This is a genomic window from Janthinobacterium sp. JC611 (genome assembly GCF_018682595.1).
Lineage (GTDB): Bacteria > Pseudomonadota > Gammaproteobacteria > Burkholderiales > Burkholderiaceae_D > Janthinobacterium.
Genome location: NZ_JAFLJN010000021.1, coordinates 408,787 through 427,697, shown reverse-complemented (window position 1 = coordinate 427,697; position 18,911 = coordinate 408,787). Strand labels below are relative to the sequence as shown.

The 18,911-nt window shown below is 64.2% G+C and carries 19 protein-coding genes; 14 read left to right on the top strand and 5 right to left on the bottom strand.

The window, feature by feature from the left end; all coding sequences use genetic code 11:
- Positions 1 to 71 precede the first annotated feature (71 nt).
- From otnI to J0O65_RS16290, 4 genes are all read right to left on the bottom strand, one after another.
- Complete coding sequence (gene otnI, locus J0O65_RS16305; RefSeq protein ID WP_215408256.1) at positions 72 to 881, bottom strand: 2-oxo-tetronate isomerase; 810 nt, start codon at positions 879 to 881, stop codon at positions 72 to 74.
- 159 nt (positions 882 to 1,040) lie between these two features.
- Complete coding sequence (locus tag J0O65_RS16300) at positions 1,041 to 2,405, bottom strand: DEAD/DEAH box helicase (RefSeq protein WP_215408255.1); 1,365 nt, start codon at positions 2,403 to 2,405, stop codon at positions 1,041 to 1,043.
- A gap of 225 nt (positions 2,406 to 2,630) precedes the next feature.
- Positions 2,631 to 2,885, bottom strand: a complete 255-nt coding sequence (locus tag J0O65_RS16295) for a hypothetical protein (RefSeq protein ID WP_215408254.1) — start codon at positions 2,883 to 2,885, stop codon at positions 2,631 to 2,633.
- A gap of 43 nt (positions 2,886 to 2,928) precedes the next feature.
- Entirely contained in the window at positions 2,929 to 3,105 is a 177-nt protein-coding gene (locus tag J0O65_RS16290) for a hypothetical protein (RefSeq protein WP_215408253.1), read from the bottom strand.
- Here J0O65_RS16290 and J0O65_RS16285 point away from each other — a divergent pair.
- The 4 genes from J0O65_RS16285 to J0O65_RS16270 all read left to right on the top strand — a co-directional run bounded on the left by J0O65_RS16285 (position 3,104) and on the right by J0O65_RS16270 (position 6,036).
- The gene (locus J0O65_RS16285; protein WP_215408252.1) at positions 3,104 to 3,757 is read left to right on the top strand and encodes a hydrolase; all 654 of its coding nucleotides are present in this window, start codon (positions 3,104 to 3,106) and stop codon (positions 3,755 to 3,757) included. The genes J0O65_RS16290 and J0O65_RS16285 overlap by 2 nt on opposite strands.
- A 67-nt stretch (positions 3,758 to 3,824) precedes the next feature.
- Entirely contained in the window at positions 3,825 to 5,675 is a 1,851-nt protein-coding gene (locus J0O65_RS16280; RefSeq protein ID WP_215408251.1) for an amidohydrolase, read from the top strand.
- A 14-nt stretch (positions 5,676 to 5,689) separates the two neighbouring features.
- Positions 5,690 to 5,881 carry a DUF1427 family protein gene (locus tag J0O65_RS16275; protein ID WP_215408250.1) on the top strand — a complete coding sequence of 64 codons (192 nt, stop codon included), beginning with the start codon at positions 5,690 to 5,692 and terminating at the stop codon, positions 5,879 to 5,881.
- Positions 5,878 to 6,036, top strand: a complete 159-nt coding sequence (locus tag J0O65_RS16270) for a XapX domain-containing protein (protein WP_215408249.1) — start codon at positions 5,878 to 5,880, stop codon at positions 6,034 to 6,036. Before J0O65_RS16275 ends, J0O65_RS16270 begins: the two co-directional genes overlap by 4 nt.
- Before the next feature lie 67 nt (positions 6,037 to 6,103).
- On the opposite strand, the gene J0O65_RS16265 is transcribed toward J0O65_RS16270, so the two are convergent.
- Positions 6,104 to 6,886 (bottom strand): inositol monophosphatase family protein, encoded by a 783-nt coding sequence (locus J0O65_RS16265; protein ID WP_035826389.1) that lies wholly within the window; start codon positions 6,884 to 6,886, stop codon positions 6,104 to 6,106.
- Positions 6,887 to 7,081: 195 nt separating this feature from the next.
- On the opposite strand from J0O65_RS16265, the gene J0O65_RS16260 reads away from it, so the two are divergent.
- The 10 genes from J0O65_RS16260 to J0O65_RS16215 all read left to right on the top strand — a co-directional run bounded on the left by J0O65_RS16260 (position 7,082) and on the right by J0O65_RS16215 (position 18,828).
- On the top strand, positions 7,082 to 7,846 hold the full coding sequence (locus J0O65_RS16260; RefSeq protein WP_215408248.1) for an RNA methyltransferase: 765 nt from the start codon (positions 7,082 to 7,084) through the stop codon (positions 7,844 to 7,846).
- A gap of 133 nt (positions 7,847 to 7,979) precedes the next feature.
- A complete protein-coding gene (locus J0O65_RS16255; RefSeq protein ID WP_215408247.1) occupies positions 7,980 to 8,507 on the top strand; it encodes a hypothetical protein in 528 nt (175 codons plus the stop codon).
- Between the two features lie 7 nt (positions 8,508 to 8,514).
- Positions 8,515 to 10,149: a GMC family oxidoreductase gene (locus tag J0O65_RS16250; protein ID WP_215408246.1), complete on the top strand. Its 1,635-nt coding sequence runs from the start codon at positions 8,515 to 8,517 to the stop codon at positions 10,147 to 10,149.
- Positions 10,146 to 11,105 carry an esterase/lipase family protein gene (locus tag J0O65_RS16245; RefSeq protein WP_215408245.1) on the top strand — a complete coding sequence of 320 codons (960 nt, stop codon included), beginning with the start codon at positions 10,146 to 10,148 and terminating at the stop codon, positions 11,103 to 11,105. Before J0O65_RS16250 ends, J0O65_RS16245 begins: the two co-directional genes overlap by 4 nt.
- A gap of 301 nt (positions 11,106 to 11,406) precedes the next feature.
- Positions 11,407 to 15,045, top strand: coding sequence for an EAL domain-containing protein (locus J0O65_RS16240; protein WP_215408244.1), 3,639 nt, complete (start codon positions 11,407 to 11,409; stop codon positions 15,043 to 15,045).
- Between the two features lie 135 nt (positions 15,046 to 15,180).
- Positions 15,181 to 15,735, top strand: a complete 555-nt coding sequence (locus J0O65_RS16235; protein ID WP_215408243.1) for a phasin family protein — start codon at positions 15,181 to 15,183, stop codon at positions 15,733 to 15,735.
- A gap of 138 nt (positions 15,736 to 15,873) precedes the next feature.
- Entirely contained in the window at positions 15,874 to 16,545 is a 672-nt protein-coding gene (locus J0O65_RS16230; protein WP_034758777.1) for a TetR/AcrR family transcriptional regulator, read from the top strand.
- Positions 16,546 to 16,586: 41 nt separating this feature from the next.
- A complete protein-coding gene (locus J0O65_RS16225) occupies positions 16,587 to 17,360 on the top strand; it encodes a tetratricopeptide repeat protein (protein ID WP_215408241.1) in 774 nt (257 codons plus the stop codon).
- 10 nt (positions 17,361 to 17,370) lie between these two features.
- Positions 17,371 to 17,916, top strand: coding sequence for an LOG family protein (locus tag J0O65_RS16220; RefSeq protein ID WP_215408561.1), 546 nt, complete (start codon positions 17,371 to 17,373; stop codon positions 17,914 to 17,916).
- Between the two features lie 312 nt (positions 17,917 to 18,228).
- Positions 18,229 to 18,828 carry a PEP-CTERM sorting domain-containing protein gene (locus tag J0O65_RS16215; protein WP_215408560.1) on the top strand — a complete coding sequence of 200 codons (600 nt, stop codon included), beginning with the start codon at positions 18,229 to 18,231 and terminating at the stop codon, positions 18,826 to 18,828.
- Positions 18,829 to 18,911 lie beyond the last annotated feature (83 nt).

Below are 18,911 nucleotides of genomic sequence, written 5' to 3'. Positions count from 1 at the left end.
AATACTGTATGGAAAGGTATTGTCGTGCCGGTCCGCGCCGCCCGCCTTGTGCGGGCGCAAGCGCGCTGCGATCAGGCGCCCGTCGTGCCCGCGATGGCCGCTGCGCCTGTCAATTGCTCGCGCCAGCCCAGGCCAGCCAACGTGTCGCTGGCGGGACGGTATTCGCAGCCGACCCAGCCTGCGTAGCCGACCTGGTCGAGCAGCTTGAACACATGCCGGTAGTTGATCTCGCCCGTGCCCGGTTCGTGGCGGCCCGGCGTGTCGGCGATCTGGATGTGGCGGATCAGCGGCAGCAGGGCGCGGATGGTGTTGCTCAGCTCGCCCTCCATGCGTTGCATGTGATAGATGTCGTATTGCAGGAAGACATTGCTGCGCTGGCAGTCGGCGATGATGTCGGCCGCCTGCTGGCTATGGTTCAGGAAGTAACCGGGCATGTCGTAGCGGTTGATCGGCTCGATCAGCACGTTGATGCCGTGCGGACGGCAGGCGTCGGCCGCATATTGCAGGTTGCCGATCAGGCATTGCCGCGCCCGTTCCAGGCTCATGCCTGGCGGCACGATGCCTGACATGCAGTGCAACTGCTTCGCCCCGAGCGCCAGCGCGTAATTGAGCGCCAGCTGCACGTTCGTGCGGAATTCCTCGCCACGGCGCGGATCGCAGGCGATGCCCCGCTCGCCATGTTCCCAGTCGCCGGGCGGGAAGTTGAAGACGGCCAGTTGCAGATGGTGGCGCTCCAGCCGCATGGCGATCTGGCGCGCCTCGACGGCATAGGGGAAAAGAAATTCGACGGCGTCGAAGCCCGCGTCCCTGGCGGCGGCAAAGCGGTCGAGGAAGGGCAGTTCGGTAAACATCATGCTGAGGTTGGCAGCGAAGTTCGGCATGGCAGTACGCAGGTAAGGATGATGGATACTATCCTAGCCCAAATCGGCAAATGGTGGCGTGCATGAAAAAACCGTTCCAGAAGCAAGTCCTGGAACGGTTTTTATCGTCTTTTTGATAAAGACAAACGCTGCCTGAAAGCCTGGCTTTCAGGCAGCGTTTTAGCGGCCGCGGCCGCCGGAGCGATGGTTCGCCGCCGAACGCGGCGCATTGCCGCTGCGGTTGCCACCGCCACCGCCGCCCGCCGGGCCGGCGCTGCGTGGCTTGGCGCCGCCGCCACCGGTCTTTACGCGCACGACCTGGCCGGCCGGACGCGGATTGCGGTGGCCGCCGGTGCCGCTGCGCAATTGCACAGGCTGGGCGCGGGCGTTCAGGTCCGGCTCGAAGCCCGGAATCACTTCGCGCGGCAGGGTTTGCTTGATCAGCTTTTCGATGTCTTTCAACATTTCGTGCTCATCCACGCAGACCAGCGACACGGCTTCGCCCTTGGCGCCGGCACGGCCCGTGCGGCCGATACGGTGCACATAGTCTTCCGGAATGTTCGGCAAGTCGTAGTTGACGACGTGCGGCAACTGGTCGATATCGATGCCGCGCGCGGCGATGTCGGTGGCGACCAGCACTTGCAGGGTGCCATCCTTGAACTCGGACAGCGCGCGCGTGCGCGCCGACTGGCTCTTGTTGCCGTGGATGGCCAGGGCGCCGATGCCGTCCGCGCCCAGCTGCTCGACCAGTTTATTGGCGCCATGCTTGGTGCGCGTAAACACCAGCACTTGCGTCCAGTTGTTCGACTTGATCAGGTAAGACAGCATCGGGTGCTTCTTGTCGCGGTCGACCGGATGGATCTTTTGCTTGATCACTTCCACGGTCGAATTGCGGCGCGCCACCTCGATCATGGCCGGCTTGTTCAGCAAGCCGTCGGCCAGGGCCTTGATCTCTTCCGAGAACGTGGCCGAGAAAAGCAGGTTCTGGCGTTTTGGCGGCAGTACGGCCAGCACTTTCTTGATGTCGCGGATGAAACCCATGTCCAGCATGCGGTCCGCTTCGTCGAGGATCAGGATTTCCACTTTCGACAGGTCGACCGTGCCCTGGCCCATGTGGTCCAGCAGGCGGCCCGGCGTGGCGACGAGGATGTCGACGCCGTGCTTGAGCTGCTTGATTTGCGGGTTGATGCCGACGCCGCCGAAGATCACGGCCGAGTTCAATTTGGTGTACTTGCTGTAGGCGCGCACGCTTTCCTCGACCTGCGCGGCGAGTTCGCGCGTCGGGGCCAGGATCAGGGCGCGGATCGGGCGCGTCGAGGTGTTGCTGGTGATGGCAGCGCCATTCGCGTCGGTCGACAGGCGGTGCAGCACGGGCAGGGTGAAGCCGGCCGTCTTGCCGGTACCGGTCTGTGCGCCGGCCAGCAAGTCGCCGCCAGCCAGCACGGCGGGAATCGCCTGCGACTGGATGGGGGTCGGCACGGTGTAGCCGTGTTCGGTAACGGCACGTACGATAGCGTCGGACAATCCGAGGGAGGAAAAGGACATGGTAACTTTATTGTGAGATCGGCCTGTCGCCATCGTGGGGCGCCAGTCGCAGGCAATCAGATTAGGGGTCGAAAGACAGCGGCAAGGGGACTGGTCATATGTGCCGCACACGCGAAGTATAACAGCATGGCAAAAACGCGCCTGTTTTGTTTCAGGTTTGCAATGCCGCAAGTAAATTAAAGGGAGGCTGGCGCATCTGCCTTGCGATGTGCCATGGCATGGCGCCTAGTCGTCGATCTCTTCGACGGCGTAACGCACGCCCTGCGCATCGAGCCAGGCGCGCACGGCGGCCAGGCCGTGCCACGGGTCCGGGCGCAGGTGCTGGCAGATATACAGGCCGGTGTCCGTCAGCCTGGCGTCGGTGTCGGGCATGGCGCTACCGGACGGGCGCGGCGCCGGCGCCGCCAGCTCGGGCAGCCGCGCGAGGTGCTGGCGCTGTTCCGGCGTCAGGCTGGCCGTGATCCTGAATTCAAATCCCATGTTCCCTCCTGGATGCGCAGCTTGCGGTTGCGCTGGTTTCGTATCATCGAAAAAATTGCATATAGCTTGGCATTCTTTCCGTTTTTGTTTTCAAAGTATCTCGTCCATACTGCATAGCACTGGCCCGGCACACACAGCGTGACGCAAGGGCAGGAGCAGAAACACCATGCAACGAGATTTCTTTTTCATATTCAATTATTTTCACCAAGGAAAACATCATGCCTATCGCCACCGCCCAAGCCGCACAAAAACTGCTGACCCCAACCGATCATACCTTGATCATGATCGACCACCAGTCGCAGATGGCGTTCGCCACCCGTTCCATCGACCTGGCCTTGCTGCGTAACAATGCGGCGCTGGTGGCCAAGGCGGGAGCCGAATTCAAGGTGCCGACGATTTTGACGACGGTGGCCGCCAAGTCGTTCTCCGGCCCGATCTTCGACGAAATCCAGTCCGTCTTCCCCGCACAGGCGCCGATCGACCGCACCAGCATGAACACCTGGGAAGATCCGCGCATCGCCGACAAGGTGAATGGCTACGGCAAGGGCAAGATCGTGCTGGCCGGCCTGTGGACCTCCGTCTGCATCGTGGGACCGGCCTTGTCGGCGCTGGAACAGGGTTTTGAGGTCTACGTGATCGCCGACGCCAGCGGCGACGTCTCCGATGAAGCCCATGCGACGGCCATGCAGCGCATGATACAGGCGGGCGCGCAGCCGCTGACGTCCGTGCAATACTTGCTGGAACTGCAGCGCGACTGGGCCCGCGGCGAGACCTACAACGAGACGGTGGCGACGGCCGTGGCGCACGGCGGCGGCTATGGCCTGGGCTTGATCTACGCCAAATCCATGTTCAACGCCAGCGAAGGCCATTGATTGTTCATTGATGCCGGCTCCGCCGCCCGGCGGCGGGGCCGGGTGTTTACCTGATACGGGAGTTCCCTTGCACGCACACACGATCTTGCTCAATGGCCGTTTCCACACGGTCGACAGGACGCAGCCGCTGGCGTCCGCCGTCGCCATCGCCGATGGCAAATTTCTCGCCGTCGGCGACGTCGAGGACGTGATCCGTCATCGCGGTCCCGCCACGCGGGTGATCGACCTGGCTGGCCGCACCGTCATTCCCGGCCTGAACGACTCGCACCTGCACCTGATCCGCGGCGGCTTGAACTACAACCTGGAATTGCGCTGGGAAGGCGTGCCTTCGCTGGCAGACGCCCTGCGCATGCTCAGGGAGCAGGCCTTGCGCACGCCGAATCCGCAATGGGTGCGCGTGGTGGGCGGCTGGACGGAATTCCAGTTCGCGGAAAAGCGCATGCCCACCCTCGACGAGATCAACGCGGCCGCGCCGGACACGCCCGTCTTCATCCTGCACCTGTACGACCGCGCGCTGCTGAACCGCGCCGCCCTGCGCGCCGTCGGCTACGACAAGAACACGCCGAACCCGCCCGGCGGCGAGATTGTACGCGACGCGGCCGGCAACCCGACCGGCTTGCTGATCGCCCGCCCGAACGCCATGATTTTATATGCGACCCTGGCCAAGGGGCCAACCCTGCCGCGCGAACTGCAAGTCAATTCCACGCGCCAGTTCATGCGCGAACTCAATCGCCTCGGCATCACCAGCGCCATCGACGCGGGCGGCGGCTTCCAGAATTATCCCGAGGATTACGCCGTCGTCGACGAGCTGGCGCAAAAGGAGCAGCTGACCATCCGCATCGCCTACAACCTGTTCACGCAGAACAAGGGGCGCGAACTGGAAGACTTCGAAAAATGGACGCAGATGGTCACGCCGGGCCAGGGCGACGATTACTATCGCCATAACGGCGCCGGCGAAATGCTGGTCTTTTCCGCCGCCGATTTCGAGGATTTCCTCGAGCCGCGCCCCGAGCTGGCGGCCGGCATGGAAGACGAGCTGGAAAAGGTCGTGCGCCACCTGGTCGAGCAGCGCTGGCCCTTCCGTCTGCACGCCACCTATGACGAATCGATCGGCCGCATGCTCGACGTGTTCGAGAAGGTCAACCGCGACACGCCGTTCGGCGGCTTGCACTGGCTGTTCGACCACGCGGAAACCATCAGCCCGAAAAATATCGACAGGGTCAGGGCGCTGGGCGGCGGCATCGCCATCCAGCACCGCATGGCCTTCCAGGGCGAATACTTCGTCGAGCGCTATGGTGCGGAAGCGGCCAAGGCCACGCCGCCCGTGCAGCGCATGCTGGACGCGGGCGTGCCCGTCGGCGGCGGCACGGACGCCACGCGGGTCGCCAGCTACAACCCGTGGACGGCGCTGTACTGGCTGGTGTCGGGGCGCACCGTGGGCGGCCTGGCCCTGACGGATGCGGCGGGCCGCTTGTCGCGCGACACGGCGCTGGAACTGTGGACGGCGGGCAGCGCCTGGTTCTCCAGCGAGCAAGGCAAGAAGGGCCGCATCCGCGAGGGCATGCTGGCCGACCTGTCCGTGCTGTCGGCCGATTATTTCACGGTGCCGGAAGAGGCGATCAAGTCCATCGAATCCGTGCTGACCATGGTGGGCGGCAAGGTCGTCTACGGCCAGGCGGAATTCACGACCCTGGCGCCGCCCCCGATTCCCGTGCTGCCCGAGTGGTCGCCCGTGCGCGCCGTGCCCGGCCATTACCGGCCCGCGGCCGGGCCGGCGCATGCCGTGCTGCCGCACCAGTGCGCGGGCGCCTGCGGCGTGCACGCCCACGCCCACGACCGGGCGCGCAAGTCGACCGTGCCGATCAGCGATTTTTCCGGCTTCTGGGGCGCCTTGGGCTGCAGCTGCTTCGCCTTCTAGGGGAGGACAGAGCCATGCGCTACAAGAAAGTCATCCTGGGCCTGCTGCTGGCCTTTATCGTGGGCTTCGTCTGCCAACTGGCGCGCATCCCCGTGCCGGCGCCGCCCGTGCTGGGCGCCGCGCTGCTGGTGTTTTTGACCAGCTGCGGCTACTGGCTCACGGGCCTGTACCTGCAGCGGCGTGAAAATCAAGGGGAGGCGCCATGAGCGTCATGCTGGCCGGTTCCGTGCTCGGCGTGCTGGTGGGCGTCGTATGCCGCTGGTTCGACCTGCCGTCGCCCACGCCGCCCACGCCGACGGGCGCGGCGATGGTGGTGGCCATGACCCTGGGCTTCGTCGCGGCGGGGCAGCTCGGCTCCTGAATGCAAAAAAACCGGCCAGGGCCGGTTTTTTTCAGGCATGCCGCATGCGCGGCAGTCACGCGCCCGCTCAGGCGAATGGCGTCAGCAGGGTGATCATCTGGCCAAAGATCTTCGGGCTGGCGGCGATGACGTCGCCCTTGTACAGGTAGTCCGATTCGCCGGAAAATTCACCGACGATGCCGCCCGATTCCGTGATCATCAGGGCGCCGGCGGCGATGTCCCAAGGCTTCAAGCCTTTTTCGTAGAAGCCGTCCAGGCGGCCGCAGGCGACGTAGGCCAGGTCCAGCGCGGCCGAGCCGGCGCGGCGCACGCCCTGGCTGCGTTCGCCCATGATCGCGTACATCTTCAGGTATTCGTCCAGCGCGCGGGCGCTGCCGGCCACGTAGCCGGTGCCCAGCAGGGCGTTCGAGATGCGGTCCAGCTTGGTGACGCGGATGCGCTTTTCGTTCAGGTAGGCGCCGGCGCCTTTGGTGGCCGTGAACAGGTCGTTGCGGACCGGATCGTAGATGACGGCTTGCGTGACGACGCCGCGATGCGCGAGGGCGATCGAGATGCAGTATTGCGGGAAGCCGTGGATGAAGTTGGTGGTGCCGTCGATCGGGTCGATGATCCACTGATATTCATTCTCGTCGTGCGAGTTGGCGGAAGCGCCCGATTCCTCGGCCAGGAACGCGTGGTCCGGGTAGGCCTTGGACAGCACCTCGATGATGGCTTGTTCGGCCGCCTGGTCGACGTCGGTGACGAAATCGTTATGTTGTTTTTCCGTGACGACGACGCGGTCGAGGTCGAATGAGGCGCGATTGATGACGGCGGCGCCGCGGCGGGCGGCTTTGATCGCCGTGTTGAGCATTGGGTGCATGTGAGCTTCCGTTAAAAGCACGCGACCGCCCATGGCCGCCTTGCGGCGCCGGTACGATAGAGTGCAAGAATGAATTAAAGAGCGGAGCGGTGCCGAAGTGGTTAAAATCCCGGCCTGGCGTCAGCGTTGTGTGACTCCGTTTCCCGAAATTTCCTGTATCGATACCGCGCAATAGCGCTATTTTAAATGAATCTGCCCGAAATCAACACGTCTCTTTTCAAACGCCTGCGATTTATTCTCGTCGAAACTAGTCGATCCGGCAACATTGGCGCCGTCGCGCGCGCCATGAAAACGATGGGTTTTTCCGATCTGGTGCTGGTCAACCCCCGCTTTCCCGACGCCTTGACGGATGCGGAAGCGGTGGCCTTCGCCAGCGGCGCGCAGGATATTTTGTCTGGCGCGCGCATCGTCGGCTCTATCGCCGAGGCGCTCGAAGGCTGCAATTACGCGGCCGCCGTGTCGGCCCGCCTGCGCGAATTCTCGCCGCCCGTCACGGCGCCGCGCGCCATCGCCGCCCAGCTGGCCGCCAGCGCCGACTTGCACGCGGCCGTCATCTTCGGCAACGAGCGCTTCGGCTTGCCCAACGAGATCGTCGAGCAGTGCAATGTGCTGATCAACATTCCCGCCAATCCCGAGTACTCGTCGCTGAACCTGTCGCAGGCGGCGCAGGTCGTCGCCTATGAATGCCGCGTGGCGGCCCTCGGCGATGCGCAAATCGCCAGTCCCGTCGGTTTCCACGGCGACGCGGCCAGCCTGGCGCAGGTCGACGGCATGTATGCGCACCTGGAACAGGCGCTGGTCGCCATCGACTTCCTCGACGCCGACAACCCGAAAAAGCTGATGCCAAGGCTGAAACGCCTGTTTTCGCGCACGGGGCTGGAAACGGAAGAAGTCAATATCCTGCGCGGCATCGCGCGCCACATCCTGGCGGTGGCGAAAAAAGGCCCGTGATGGAAGCCCGGCCGGCCATGCCGCCGTCGTTTCAGTCGAAAAAATAGACGCACAGCTCTAGGTTTTGCGCGCGGAAGCGTACTTTCTTTGGCGTACACTGGCCTGCAAAAGGCGGTACAAAACAAGGGGAGAGATGGCAATGCAACGCAGATCGTTTCTGAAACTGGGCGTGCTGGGCGCCTGCGCGCTGGCGGCCGGCGGCGCCGCCTACCGGCTGGTGCGCGGGCCGGCGCCGCCGAGCCGCTTCGTGCTCGATGGCGCGGCGCGCGCGGCGCTGGCGGCCATCGTGCCGGCCATGCTGGGCAGCGCGCTGCCGCGCGAAGCCGCCGCGCGGGCCAGCGCGCTCGATGGTGCCATCGCCGGCGTGGACACGGCCATCCATGGCTTGCCGCTGGCGGCGCAGCAGGAAGTGCAGGACCTGTTCGGCCTGCTGGCGCTGGCGCCCGCGCGGCGCTTCGTCGCCGGCGTGCATGGCGGCTGGCGCGAAGCCGACCCTGCCCAGGTGGCCGCCTTCCTGCAGGCGTGGCGCACGCACCGTCTGGCCACCTTGCAGACGGCCTACCTGGCCCTGCATGATCTGATCCTCGGCGCCTGGTATGCCGATGCCGCCCACTGGGCCGCCATCGGCTATCCGGGACCGCTGCCCGAACTGAGCGCATAAGGCATCCATGAGCACATCCCCCATTCCTGATCCCATCGCCATCGGCGTGGCCAAAGGCTGGAACGTCACCGACGCCAGCACCCTGGCCGCCGACCGCACCCTGGAGGCCGATGTCGTCGTCATCGGCAGCGGCGCCGGCGGCGGCGTGACGGCGGAAATCCTCGCGCTGGCCGGCCTGAAGGTCTTGATCGTCGAAGAGGGCGGCTTGAAGTCCTCGCAAGACTTCAAGATGCGCGAAGCGGACGCCTATCCCGCGCTGTACCAGGAGTCGGCCGCGCGCAAGACGCGCGACAAGGCCATCAACATCCTGCAGGGCCGCACCGTGGGCGGCTCGACCACCGTCAACTGGACCTCGAGTTTTCGCACGCCGGCCGGCACGCTGGACTACTGGCGCCAGCATTTCGGCTTGTCCGGCTATGCCGTGGACGCCATGGCGCCGTGGTTCGCCATGATGGAAAAACGCCTGCACGTGAGCGACTGGGCCGCGCCGCCCAATGAAAACAACGATTTATTGCGCCGTGGCGCCACGGCGCTGGGCATCCCCACGGCCGCCATCCGGCGCAACGTGAACGGTTGCTGGAACCTCGGCTACTGCGGCATGGGCTGCCCGACGAACGCCAAGCAATCGATGCTGGTGACGACGATCCCGTCGGCGCTGGCGCTGGGCGCGGGCCTGCTCGTGCATGCGTGCGCCGAACGTTTCGTCTTCAAGGGCGAGCGCGTCGACAGCCTGCAGGTGACGGCGCTCGACGCGGCCGGGCAGGCGCCCACGGGCGTGCGCCTGACGCTGCGCGCCAAACACTTCGTGCTGGCCGGCGGCGCCATCAACTCGCCGGCCTTGCTGCTGCGCTCGCAGGCGCCCGACCCGCACGGCTTGCTGGGCCGGCGCACTTTTTTGCATCCGACCGTGGTGTCGGCGGGCCTGTTTCCGCAGCGCGTAGACGCCTATGCGGGCGCGCCGCAGACGATTTATTCCGACCATTTCCTGCACCTGGCGCCCATCGACGGCCCCATCGGCTACAAGCTTGAAGCGCCGCCTTTGCACCCGCTGCTGATGGCCACCACCATGGGCGGCTTCGGCGACGAGCATGCGCGCACCATGCGCGAATTCCCCCATGCGCACGCCTTGCTGGCGCTGCTGCGCGACGGCTTTCACCACGAGGCGGCGGGCGGCAGCGTCTCGATCGACAGCTTCGGCGCGCCCGTGCTCGACTATCCGCTCACGCCGTTCATCTGGGATGGCGCGCGGCGTGCGCTGCTGTCGATGGCGGAAATCCAGTTCGCGGCCGGGGCCAGGAGCGTGTATCCCGTGCACGAGCTGGCCAGCCACTACACGAGCTGGGCGCAGGCGAAGCAGGCCATTGGCGCCTTGCCGATGAAGGCCTTGCTGGCGCGCGTGGTGTCGGCCCACGTGATGGGCGGCTGCGCCATGTCGGACGATGCGCGGCTGGGCGTGACGGGCGCCGATGGCCGCTACCACGGCGTGCGCAACCTGTCCGTGCACGACGGCTCGCTGTTCCCCACCTCGATCGGCGCCAATCCGCAACTGACGATCTATGCGCTGGCGGCGCGCCTGGCCAGCGGCCTGGTGCGCGAGTTGACGGGCAAGCCCGCGCCCGTTCCCGTCGCAGGCACGGCATGATCGCGCGCATCCTCAGGTGGCTGATGCTGCTGCAGGTGCTGGCCGTGCTGGGCGTGGCGTACCTGGCCGTGCAGGCCTGGGGCGTCGCCTCGCCCGCCATGGCCCTGCTGCTGGCGGGCGGCATGCTGCTGGCCGTGCGCGCGCTGATCGTGGCGCGCAATTTCTGGCAGAGCCGGCGCATGGGCAGCCCCGTGCCGGCGGAATATCAATTGGGTGCCGGCGGCGCCGCGCGCCTGTTCCTGGGCGAGTTGCGCGCCACCTTGTGGACGTCGTCGTGGGGCATGCTGCGTCCGCGCCTGCATGTGCTGGACGCCGCCGCGCCGGCGCAGGGCTTGCCCGTGCTGCTGGTGCACGGCTATGTGTGCAACCGCGGCTACTGGACAAAGCTGAGCCGGCAACTGGCGCGGGCCGGCATCGCGCACGACGGCGTCGACCTGGAACCGATAGGCGCCGACATCGAGGAGTTCGTGCCGCAAGTGCAGCAGGCCATCGAGGCGCTGTGCGCCCGCACGGGCAGCGACCGCGCCATCATCGTCGCCCACAGCATGGGCGGCCTGGTGGCGCGCGCCTGGCTGCGCCGTCATGGCGCGGCGCGCGTGGCGCGCATCGTCACCATCGGCACGCCGCACCACGGCACGGTGCTGGCCAATCTGGCGGCGGGCGCCAATGCGCGCCAGATGCGCCGCGTCGATGGCGCGCCGAGCGGCTGGCTGGCGCAGCTGGCCGCCAGCGAGACGCCGGAAACGCGCGCCCTGATCACGTCGATCTATTCGCATCACGACAATATCGTCGTGCCGCAGTCGTCCGCGCAGCTGCCCGGCGCGCGCAATCTCGCCTTCGGCGGCATCGGCCATGTGGCGCTGGCCAGCGATGCGCGCGTGCTGCGTCAGCTGTTGGCGGAAATTACTATCAAGAACGAAGTCGCCCGGCCGCCCTCGACCCCTCATTTCGCCTGAGTCCTGTTGTGTTTTGTCTGCATGGCAAGGCTGTCTGTTTTGACTCTGCTGTTGCCGCTGTTTAACAGCGCAAGGGGCAGAAAATGCTGTTTTCCATTGGCGTAGTGTATTAAGCTAACGTCAGTACACCACCGGAGAAAATTTGTTCATGAGGCCGCTTGCGCCGTTCCGCAGGCGTCAAGACGCGAGATATTTCTCTGGATGTATGGCAAGATGTTGTAGGATTGTTATGTGGGCGCGCAGGCGGAAAGATGAACGCAGGCGGAAAATGAGTCCATGCAGTTTTTATTGGGGGCGCTAATTGTCCGCACGTATCCTGATTATCGAAGATAACGCCACCAATATGGAATTGATGGTGTATTTGCTGCGCGCCTTCGGGTACACGCCGCTGGCCGCCTATGACGGCGAGGAGGGCGTGCGCATGGCGCGCAGCGAATTGCCGGACTTGATCATTTGCGACGTGCATTTGCCCAAGCTCGACGGCTATGGCGTGGTGGCGGAACTGAAGAAAGACCCGCAACTGCGCAAGATCCCGGCCCTGGCCGTGACGGCGCTGGCCATGGTCGGCGACCGCGAACGCCTGCTCGAAGCGGGCTTCAATGGCTACATCGGCAAACCGATCGAGCCCGACTTGTTCGTCGCGGAGCTGGAATCTTTTTTACCCGGGGCGCCGTCGACGCCAGTTAAAAACGACATAGCCACCATCCTGATCGTCGATGATCATGTGCTCAACCGCGAGTTCCTGACCGCGCTGCTGGGCTACGGCGGCCACCGCCTGCTGGAGGCGGCGAATGGCGCCGACGCGCTGGAAATACTGCGCACCGAGCGGCCCGACCTGATCATTTCCGACATCCTCATGCCGAACATGGACGGCTACGAATTCGTCACGCGCGTGCATGCCGATCCCGCGCTGACCGACGTGCCCATCATCTTTTATACGGCCACCTACCGCGAGCAGGAAGCGATCCTGCTGGCGCAGGCGTGCGGCGTGCGCTGGGTGCTGCCCAAGCCGTCCGACCCCGAGGTCATCGTGCGCACCGTCAACGAGGCGCTGGGACTGATGCCGGCGGCGGCCCCGGTGCCGGCCGAGGCGGGCGCCGGCGCCAATGCGGCGCCCCCCGCCACGGGCAAGCTGGCCTTCATCGAGCACCAGGTCAGCGGCTACCTTGACGAACTCGAATCGAGCAGCCAGCAGATTTCGCAGCTGGCCACCCAGCGCGAGGACCATGCCGCCATCCCGGAAGACCTGGGCGTCATGACGGAGCGCCTGTCGCGTTCGCTGTCCAGCCTGCAGGCGGTCAGCCTGCGCCTGACGGCCCTGATCGAGCTGGGCATCGAACTGGGCGCCGAACGCGATCCGCGCGCCCTGATCGAGGCGGGCTGCAAGGTGGCGCAGAATATCTGCGTCTCCAAGTATGCCTGCATCGGCGTGCTGGAAGAGGGCGCCGAAAAGCTCAGCTATTTTTCCTCGTGCGGCGCCGAGAAAAATCTCGAGCGCATCGCCAGCGCGCCGCGCACGGGCATTTTGAACCGCTTGCTGGAGCAGCGCCAACCCTACCGGGTCAATGGCTTGAAGGGCGACCCCGGCGCGCTGGGCCTGCCCGACACGCATCCGCCCGTGCATTCCTTCCTGGGCGTGGCCATCGCTTCGCGCGAGCGCAGCCACGGCTGGCTGTACCTGGTCGACAAGCTGGGGGCGAATGAATTTTCCGAAGTCGACGAGCGGGTCGCCGCGACGGTGGCGGCGCAGATCGCCGTCGCCTACGACAACCTGCTGCTGTACGACGAAATCAAGCGCCACCACGAGCAGCTGACCCTGGACATGGCGGCGCGCATCCGCCTCGATGAAGACTTGCGCCGCTTCCGCCTGGCGATGGACGCCACGGCCGACGCGATTTTCCTCGTCGACCGCGCCGGCATGTGTTTCGTCGACGTCAACCAGACGGCTTGCCGCATGCTCGGTTTCGAGCGCGAGGATTTCCTGCGCGTGGGGCCGGGTCGCGCGCACGAGGGCGAAGCCCCGCTGGAAGAGCTGTACAACAAGCTGCTGGCCGGCGACCAGGGCGGCCCGATGACGGAATTGCAGTTGCAGCGCAAGGATGGCTCGCCGTTGTCGGTGGAAGTGCAGCGGCGCACCCTGCGCTCGGGGCAGAGCTGGATCCTGGTGGCCGTGGCGCGCGACATCACCGAGCGCAAGGACGCCGAGCAGCGCCTGATGAAGCTGGCCCATTTCGACACCTTGACGGGCTTGCCGAACCGCAGCCAGTTCTACGCCTCGCTGACCCATTCCCTGTCCCAGGCGGCCGAGCACCAGTGGGCCGTGGCCGTGCTGTTCATGGACATCGACCGCTTCAAGAATGTCAACGACACCCTGGGCCACACCATCGGCGACGATCTGCTGCGCCAGTTTTCCAGCCGCCTCGTCGACTGCCTGCGCGTGCGCGATACCATCGGCCGCTTTGGCGGCGATGAATTCGCCACCATCCTGGTACTGCCCGACGGCGCCCAGCATGCCGTGGGCGTGGTCGACAAGATCCGCGAGGCGATGCGCAAGCCGTTTGACTTGCAGGGCCACGAGGTGACGGTGACGGTCAGCATCGGCATTTCCGTGTACCCCGACGATGGCGTCGATGCGGACACCCTGATTCAGTACGCCGACACGGCCATGTACCGCGCCAAGGAAGCAGGCCGCGACGCCTTCCGCTTCTTCACGGCGGAAATGAACGCGCAGTCGATGGCGCGGCTGGACATGGAAAATGCCCTGCGGCGCGCCATCGACAACGAGGAATTCGTGCTGTTCTTCCAGCCCAAGGTGAATATCATCTCGGGACGCATCAGCGGCGCCGAGGCGCTGATACGCTGGCGCCGCCCCGGGCACGGCATGGTCTCGCCGGCCCTGTTCATCCCCCTGCTGGAAGAAACGGGATTGATCGTGCGGGTCGGGAACTGGGTGCTCGACGAGGCGTGCAAGAAGATCAGCGAGTGGGGCGCCAGCAGCGTCGGCCCCGTGCACCTGTCGGTGAATGTCTCGGGCATCCAGTTTTTCGTCGGCGGCCTGGAAGAGGAGGTGCTCAAGGCGATCCGCAAATACGATATCGCGCCCGAGCTGCTGGAGCTGGAGCTGACGGAAAGCTCGCTGATGTCGAACGCCGAGGAAACCATCGCCGTGCTGCGCAACCTGAAGGCGCTGGGCATCCAGATTTCCATCGACGATTTCGGCACCGGCTATTCCAGCCTGGCCTACCTGAAGCGTTTCCCCATCGACAAGCTGAAGATCGACATCGCCTTCGTGCGCGAAGTGACCAGCAATCCGGACGACGCGGCCATCGTGCTGGCCATCATCAGCATGGCGCACAGCATGAAGCTGGAAGTGATCGCCGAAGGCGTGGAAAACGATGCGCAGCTGGCTTATTTGCGGCGCCACGGCTGCGACGAGATGCAGGGCTATTATTTCAGCCGCCCCGTGCCGCAGGAGGAATTCGAGCAGATGCTGATGAAAGGCCAGCAGCTGCAGGCGCCGCAGGATGCGGGCAGCGAAGAGCAGCAAACCTTGCTGATCGTCGACGACGACGTCTTCATGCTCGACGTGCTCAGCGACTTCCTGGCGCAGGACGGCTACCGCATCCTGACGGCGCAGACGGCCGCCGAAGGCTTCGACCTCCTGGCGCGCCACAAGGTGCAGGTGATCCTGTGCGACCAGTGCATGCCGCTCATGAGCGGCACCGAATTCATGGAGCGGGTCAAGCACCTGTGCCCGGACACCTTCCGCATCATGTTGTCGGCCTTCGCCGACCTGACGCCCATCATGGCGGCCATCAACCGCGGCGCCGTCGACCGCTTCTATACCAAGCCGTGGAAAGGCGCCGTGCTGCGCGAGAATATCCGCGAAGGCTTCCGCCTGCACAAGCTGCTGCATGGCCCGGTGAAAGCGGCGGCCTAGGCGCTATCGACTGTGTGCGCTGGCGCACCTTGAGCCGCCGTTTCGTATCGAATTAGACGCCCGTCTCTAGTTTTGCTCACTAGAATAAAACGCATCCATGAAGTGGCATGGCCTTTCACATGACGGGAGCTGGCGATGGTGAAGAAATTGAAGGAGCTGACGGAAGACACGGAATTGGCGAACGCCGTGCGCTCGTCCGCGCAGCAGATATGGCAAGCCGGCCTGGGTGCCTTCGCCAAGGCGCAGGAAGAGGGCGGACGCGTGTTTTCCCGGCTGGTGCAGGAAGGCACGCAATTCCAGAAGCGCGCCGAAGACAAGGTGGCCGACGTCAGCGGCACCGTCGGCAAACTGGCCGATGGCGTGGGCAGGCAGGCCAGCGGCTCCTGGGACAAGCTGGAACAGGTGTTTGAAGAGCGCGTCGCGCGCGCCCTGGCCACCATCGGCGTGCCCACGCAACACGATATCGCCGCGCTGCACGCGCAGATCGACGCCTTGAGCCGGCAAGTGGCGGCGCTGTCGGCCAAGGCCGCGCCGGCGGTCAAGCCGAAGGCTGCCAAGCCCGCCGTGAAGGCGGCCGTCGCCAGGGCCCCGGCCAAGCCGGCAGCCAGGACCGCGCCGCGCGCGGCCGCCAAAGCCGTGAGCAAGCCGGCGGCGAGACCGGCGGCGAAGAAAAAAGCGCCGGCCGCCTGAGCTGGCGCCGCATCCCTCCAGCCTGCTCGCGCAGGCTTTTTCTTGCCTGCGTCTTTCGCTGGCGCCAGGGGGCACAGTGTTTCATTATGGCTATCTTAGGTGGTATGCTTGAGGCAGAACACAGAGAGATTGCCCGCCATGCTACAAAAAGCACCACGCCGTACCCGCGAACGCATCCTGGAGTTGTCGCTGCGCCTGTTCAATGAGTTTGGTGAGCCGAATATCACGACGACCGTGATTGCGGAAGAGATGAACATTTCGCCCGGAAACCTGTATTACCACTTCCGTAACAAGGACGATATCGTCAATTCGATCTTCGTCCAGTTCGAGGCGGAAATCGAACGCATCCTGACCGTGCCCGACGGGCGCCGTTCGAATATCGAGGATGTCTGGCTGTATTTGCACCTGATGTTCGAACTGATCTGGCGCTACCGCTTTTTCTATCGCGACCTCAATGATTTGTTGTCGCGCAACCGCAAGCTGGAATTGCACTTCAAGCTGATCCTGGCGCACAAGATCAAGGTGGCCACCCAGCTGTGCGAAGACTTGCGCAGCGAACAGTCGCTCGAAGCATCGGACATGGAAGTGGCCGCGATGGCGACGAATATGGTGGTCGTCGCCACCTACTGGCTGTCGTACGAGTATGTGCGCAACCCGCGCAAGTACAGCGAACAGCAATCGATGTCCGATGCGCTGGCGCGTGGCTGCTACCAGGTGCTGTCCCTGATCGGGCCGTATTTGCGCAATGAAACGCATTTGCTGTTTCGCAAACTGTCGGAAGAGTATGTGACCAAACTCAAGAACGACTGACGCGGCTGCTGGCGCCACGTCGTCCATTACAGGAGAGAGAGATGGCTTGGAAACAATTCCCCTATCCGGACGCAGCCTATGTCTACACGCCGCAGACCCTGGAAGCGGCCTGGGGGCGCCTGCATGCGGGCGACGTGGAGCCCTTTCCCACGCACTCGGCGCTGGTGCAGGCCTGGCTGGCTTTCCATGCGGGCGACTTCGAGCGCGCCGTGAAGCTGGGCCTGGCCGTTGGCGTGCCAGGCTATGCGGTGGCGCACAAGGCGACCTGCATCTATGCCACGCACCTGGAAGTGAACGACAGCCAGAAACTCGACATGTACGAAGAGGTGGCGGAGCGTTGCGAGCGCCAGCAGAACGAGCAGCCGGACAATCCGGCCGGCTACTACTGGCATGCCTACAGCCTGGGCCGCTATGCGCTGGGCACCTCCGTCGTCAAGGCCCTGGCGCAGGGCATGGGCGCGCGCGTGCGTAACAGCCTGGACCGCACGATGACGGTGGCGCCCATGCATGCGGAAGCGCATATCGCGTTTGGAATTTATCATACGGAAATTATCGACAAGGTCGGCGCCATGATCGGCGGCCTGACCTACGGCGCCAACAAGGAAGATGGCTATCAGCACTTCAAGACGGCGCTGGCCCTGACGCCGTATTCGGCCTTGGCCCACAGCGAGTATGCGCGCGCCTTGAACATGCTCGACGGAAAGAAAAAGCTGGCGGAAGCGCTGGCACTGTATGAAAAGGCGGCCGAGTGCGTGGCACTGGACGCCAAGGAGCGCCTTGAAGTCGAGGCGGCGATCGATGAATTGAAAGGATAAGACTACTGTGATCAAGGCTTTATGTGTGTACTGCGGCGCCAACGCGGGCGTCTCGCCCGACTATGCGGTGGCGGCGCGCGAACTGGCGCGTGTGTTGGTGGCGGAAAATATTTCGCTTGTGTACGGCGGCGGCAAGGTAGGGCTGATGGGCGTGATCGCCGATGAAGTACTGCGCCTGGGCGGCGAAGTGACGGGCGTGATTCCCACCCAGCTGGTCGAGCGCGAAGTGGGCCACATGGGCTTGACGCGCCAGTTCATCGTGAAGGACATGCATGAGCGCAAGGCGATGATGGCCAGCCTGTCCGATGCCTTCATCGCCATGCCGGGCGGCTATGGCACCCTGGAAGAGTTGTTCGAGATGCTGACGTGGGCCCAGCTGGGCTTGCACGCCAAGCCCATCGGCTTGCTCAATGTCGACCATTTCTATGACGGCTTGATCGCTTTTGTGCAAAACGGCAAGGAGCAAGGCTTCATCCGCCCGCAGCATGCGGCCTTCCTGAATGCCGATGCCGATCCGGCGGCGCTGCTGCAGCGGCTGAAAGATTGCGCGCCGTAATATTTCTTCATGGAAACTAACAGGGAGCCATGCACTGCGCCGTGCATGGCTTTTTTATTTCCGCATGGGAAAATTGATCGTATTCAATGATTCAATTGATAAATATATAGCCAGAATATTTCTCTTGATGCATGTCTTTTTGAAAATGAAGATGCTTTTTAATTATGTTTGTGGTCTACTGGCCTTGTTCAAAAGTTAGGATTATCGGACACCCGCGAGTGCGACAAGACTCCTAAAAAACGGTGCCGAGCCATTTCAAGTTGCCACAGCCACGCTACTTCATCATCTCGAAAGGATGCTATTTTGAAACCTATGACCCTCTTGCGCGCGACCGCTGTCGCCGCCATCCTCGCCGCTGGCGGCGCCCACGCACAAACCACCACGATCGGCTTCGATTCGCTGGAACATCCGGGCTACTTCGGCTCCGTCTTCAATTCTTACTCGGAAGGCGGCTACAATTTTGACAGCAGCTTCCTGGGCCTGTTGAGCTCGGCACATCAAAGCAGCTTCGCCTACGCCGGCTCGGCCGGCTTGGGGGCGACTGCCCTGTCGACAACGACCCTGTCGCGCGCCGACGGTGGCGCTTTCTCGCTGAGCTCGATCAGCCTGGCCGACTTCGTGAGCTTGCCTGGCTCATTCGACGTCACGTTTGTCGGCCACCAGGTGGGTGGCGGCACGGTGAGCCAAACGTTCACCCTCGGTGGCGGCCATAGCTTCGCCGATTACACATTCTCGGGCTTCAACAATCTGCTGTCGGCATCGTGGAAAGAGGGCGCCTTCCATACCTTCCAGGTTGACAATATCGCCGCCAGCGTGAGCGCCGTGCCGGAACCGGCTACCTACGGCATGCTGCTGGGCGGGCTGGGCCTGCTGGGCTTCATGCTTCGCCGCAAGAACGCCGCCGGAATCTGAATCTGAACCTGGCGCCGGCCACGTCGGCGCGCCAGTCGCTATTTAAAAAGCCGCCTGTTTTGCAGGCGGCTTTTTTACGCCGT

Bases quoted from the DNA above. Each gene is read 5' to 3' on its own strand.
- otnI (WP_215408256.1), bottom strand. From the start codon at position 881: ATGCCGAACTTCGCTGCCAACCTCAGCATGATGTTTACCGAACTGCCC.
- J0O65_RS16300 (WP_215408255.1), bottom strand. From the start codon at position 2,405: ATGTCCTTTTCCTCCCTCGGATTGTCCGACGCTATCGTACGTGCCGTT.
- J0O65_RS16295 (WP_215408254.1), bottom strand. From the start codon at position 2,885: ATGGGATTTGAATTCAGGATCACGGCCAGCCTGACGCCGGAACAGCGC.
- J0O65_RS16285 (WP_215408252.1), top strand. From the start codon at position 3,104: ATGCCTATCGCCACCGCCCAAGCCGCACAAAAACTGCTGACCCCAACC.
- J0O65_RS16290 (WP_215408253.1), bottom strand. From the start codon at position 3,105: ATGATGTTTTCCTTGGTGAAAATAATTGAATATGAAAAAGAAATCTCG.
- J0O65_RS16275 (WP_215408250.1), top strand. From the start codon at position 5,690: ATGCGCTACAAGAAAGTCATCCTGGGCCTGCTGCTGGCCTTTATCGTG.
- J0O65_RS16270 (WP_215408249.1), top strand. From the start codon at position 5,878: ATGAGCGTCATGCTGGCCGGTTCCGTGCTCGGCGTGCTGGTGGGCGTC.
- J0O65_RS16265 (WP_035826389.1), bottom strand. From the start codon at position 6,886: ATGCTCAACACGGCGATCAAAGCCGCCCGCCGCGGCGCCGCCGTCATC.
- J0O65_RS16260 (WP_215408248.1), top strand. From the start codon at position 7,082: ATGAATCTGCCCGAAATCAACACGTCTCTTTTCAAACGCCTGCGATTT.
- J0O65_RS16255 (WP_215408247.1), top strand. From the start codon at position 7,980: ATGGCAATGCAACGCAGATCGTTTCTGAAACTGGGCGTGCTGGGCGCC.
- J0O65_RS16250 (WP_215408246.1), top strand. From the start codon at position 8,515: ATGAGCACATCCCCCATTCCTGATCCCATCGCCATCGGCGTGGCCAAA.
- J0O65_RS16245 (WP_215408245.1), top strand. From the start codon at position 10,146: ATGATCGCGCGCATCCTCAGGTGGCTGATGCTGCTGCAGGTGCTGGCC.
- J0O65_RS16235 (WP_215408243.1), top strand. From the start codon at position 15,181: ATGGTGAAGAAATTGAAGGAGCTGACGGAAGACACGGAATTGGCGAAC.
- J0O65_RS16230 (WP_034758777.1), top strand. From the start codon at position 15,874: ATGCTACAAAAAGCACCACGCCGTACCCGCGAACGCATCCTGGAGTTG.
- J0O65_RS16225 (WP_215408241.1), top strand. From the start codon at position 16,587: ATGGCTTGGAAACAATTCCCCTATCCGGACGCAGCCTATGTCTACACG.
- J0O65_RS16215 (WP_215408560.1), top strand. From the start codon at position 18,229: ATGACCCTCTTGCGCGCGACCGCTGTCGCCGCCATCCTCGCCGCTGGC.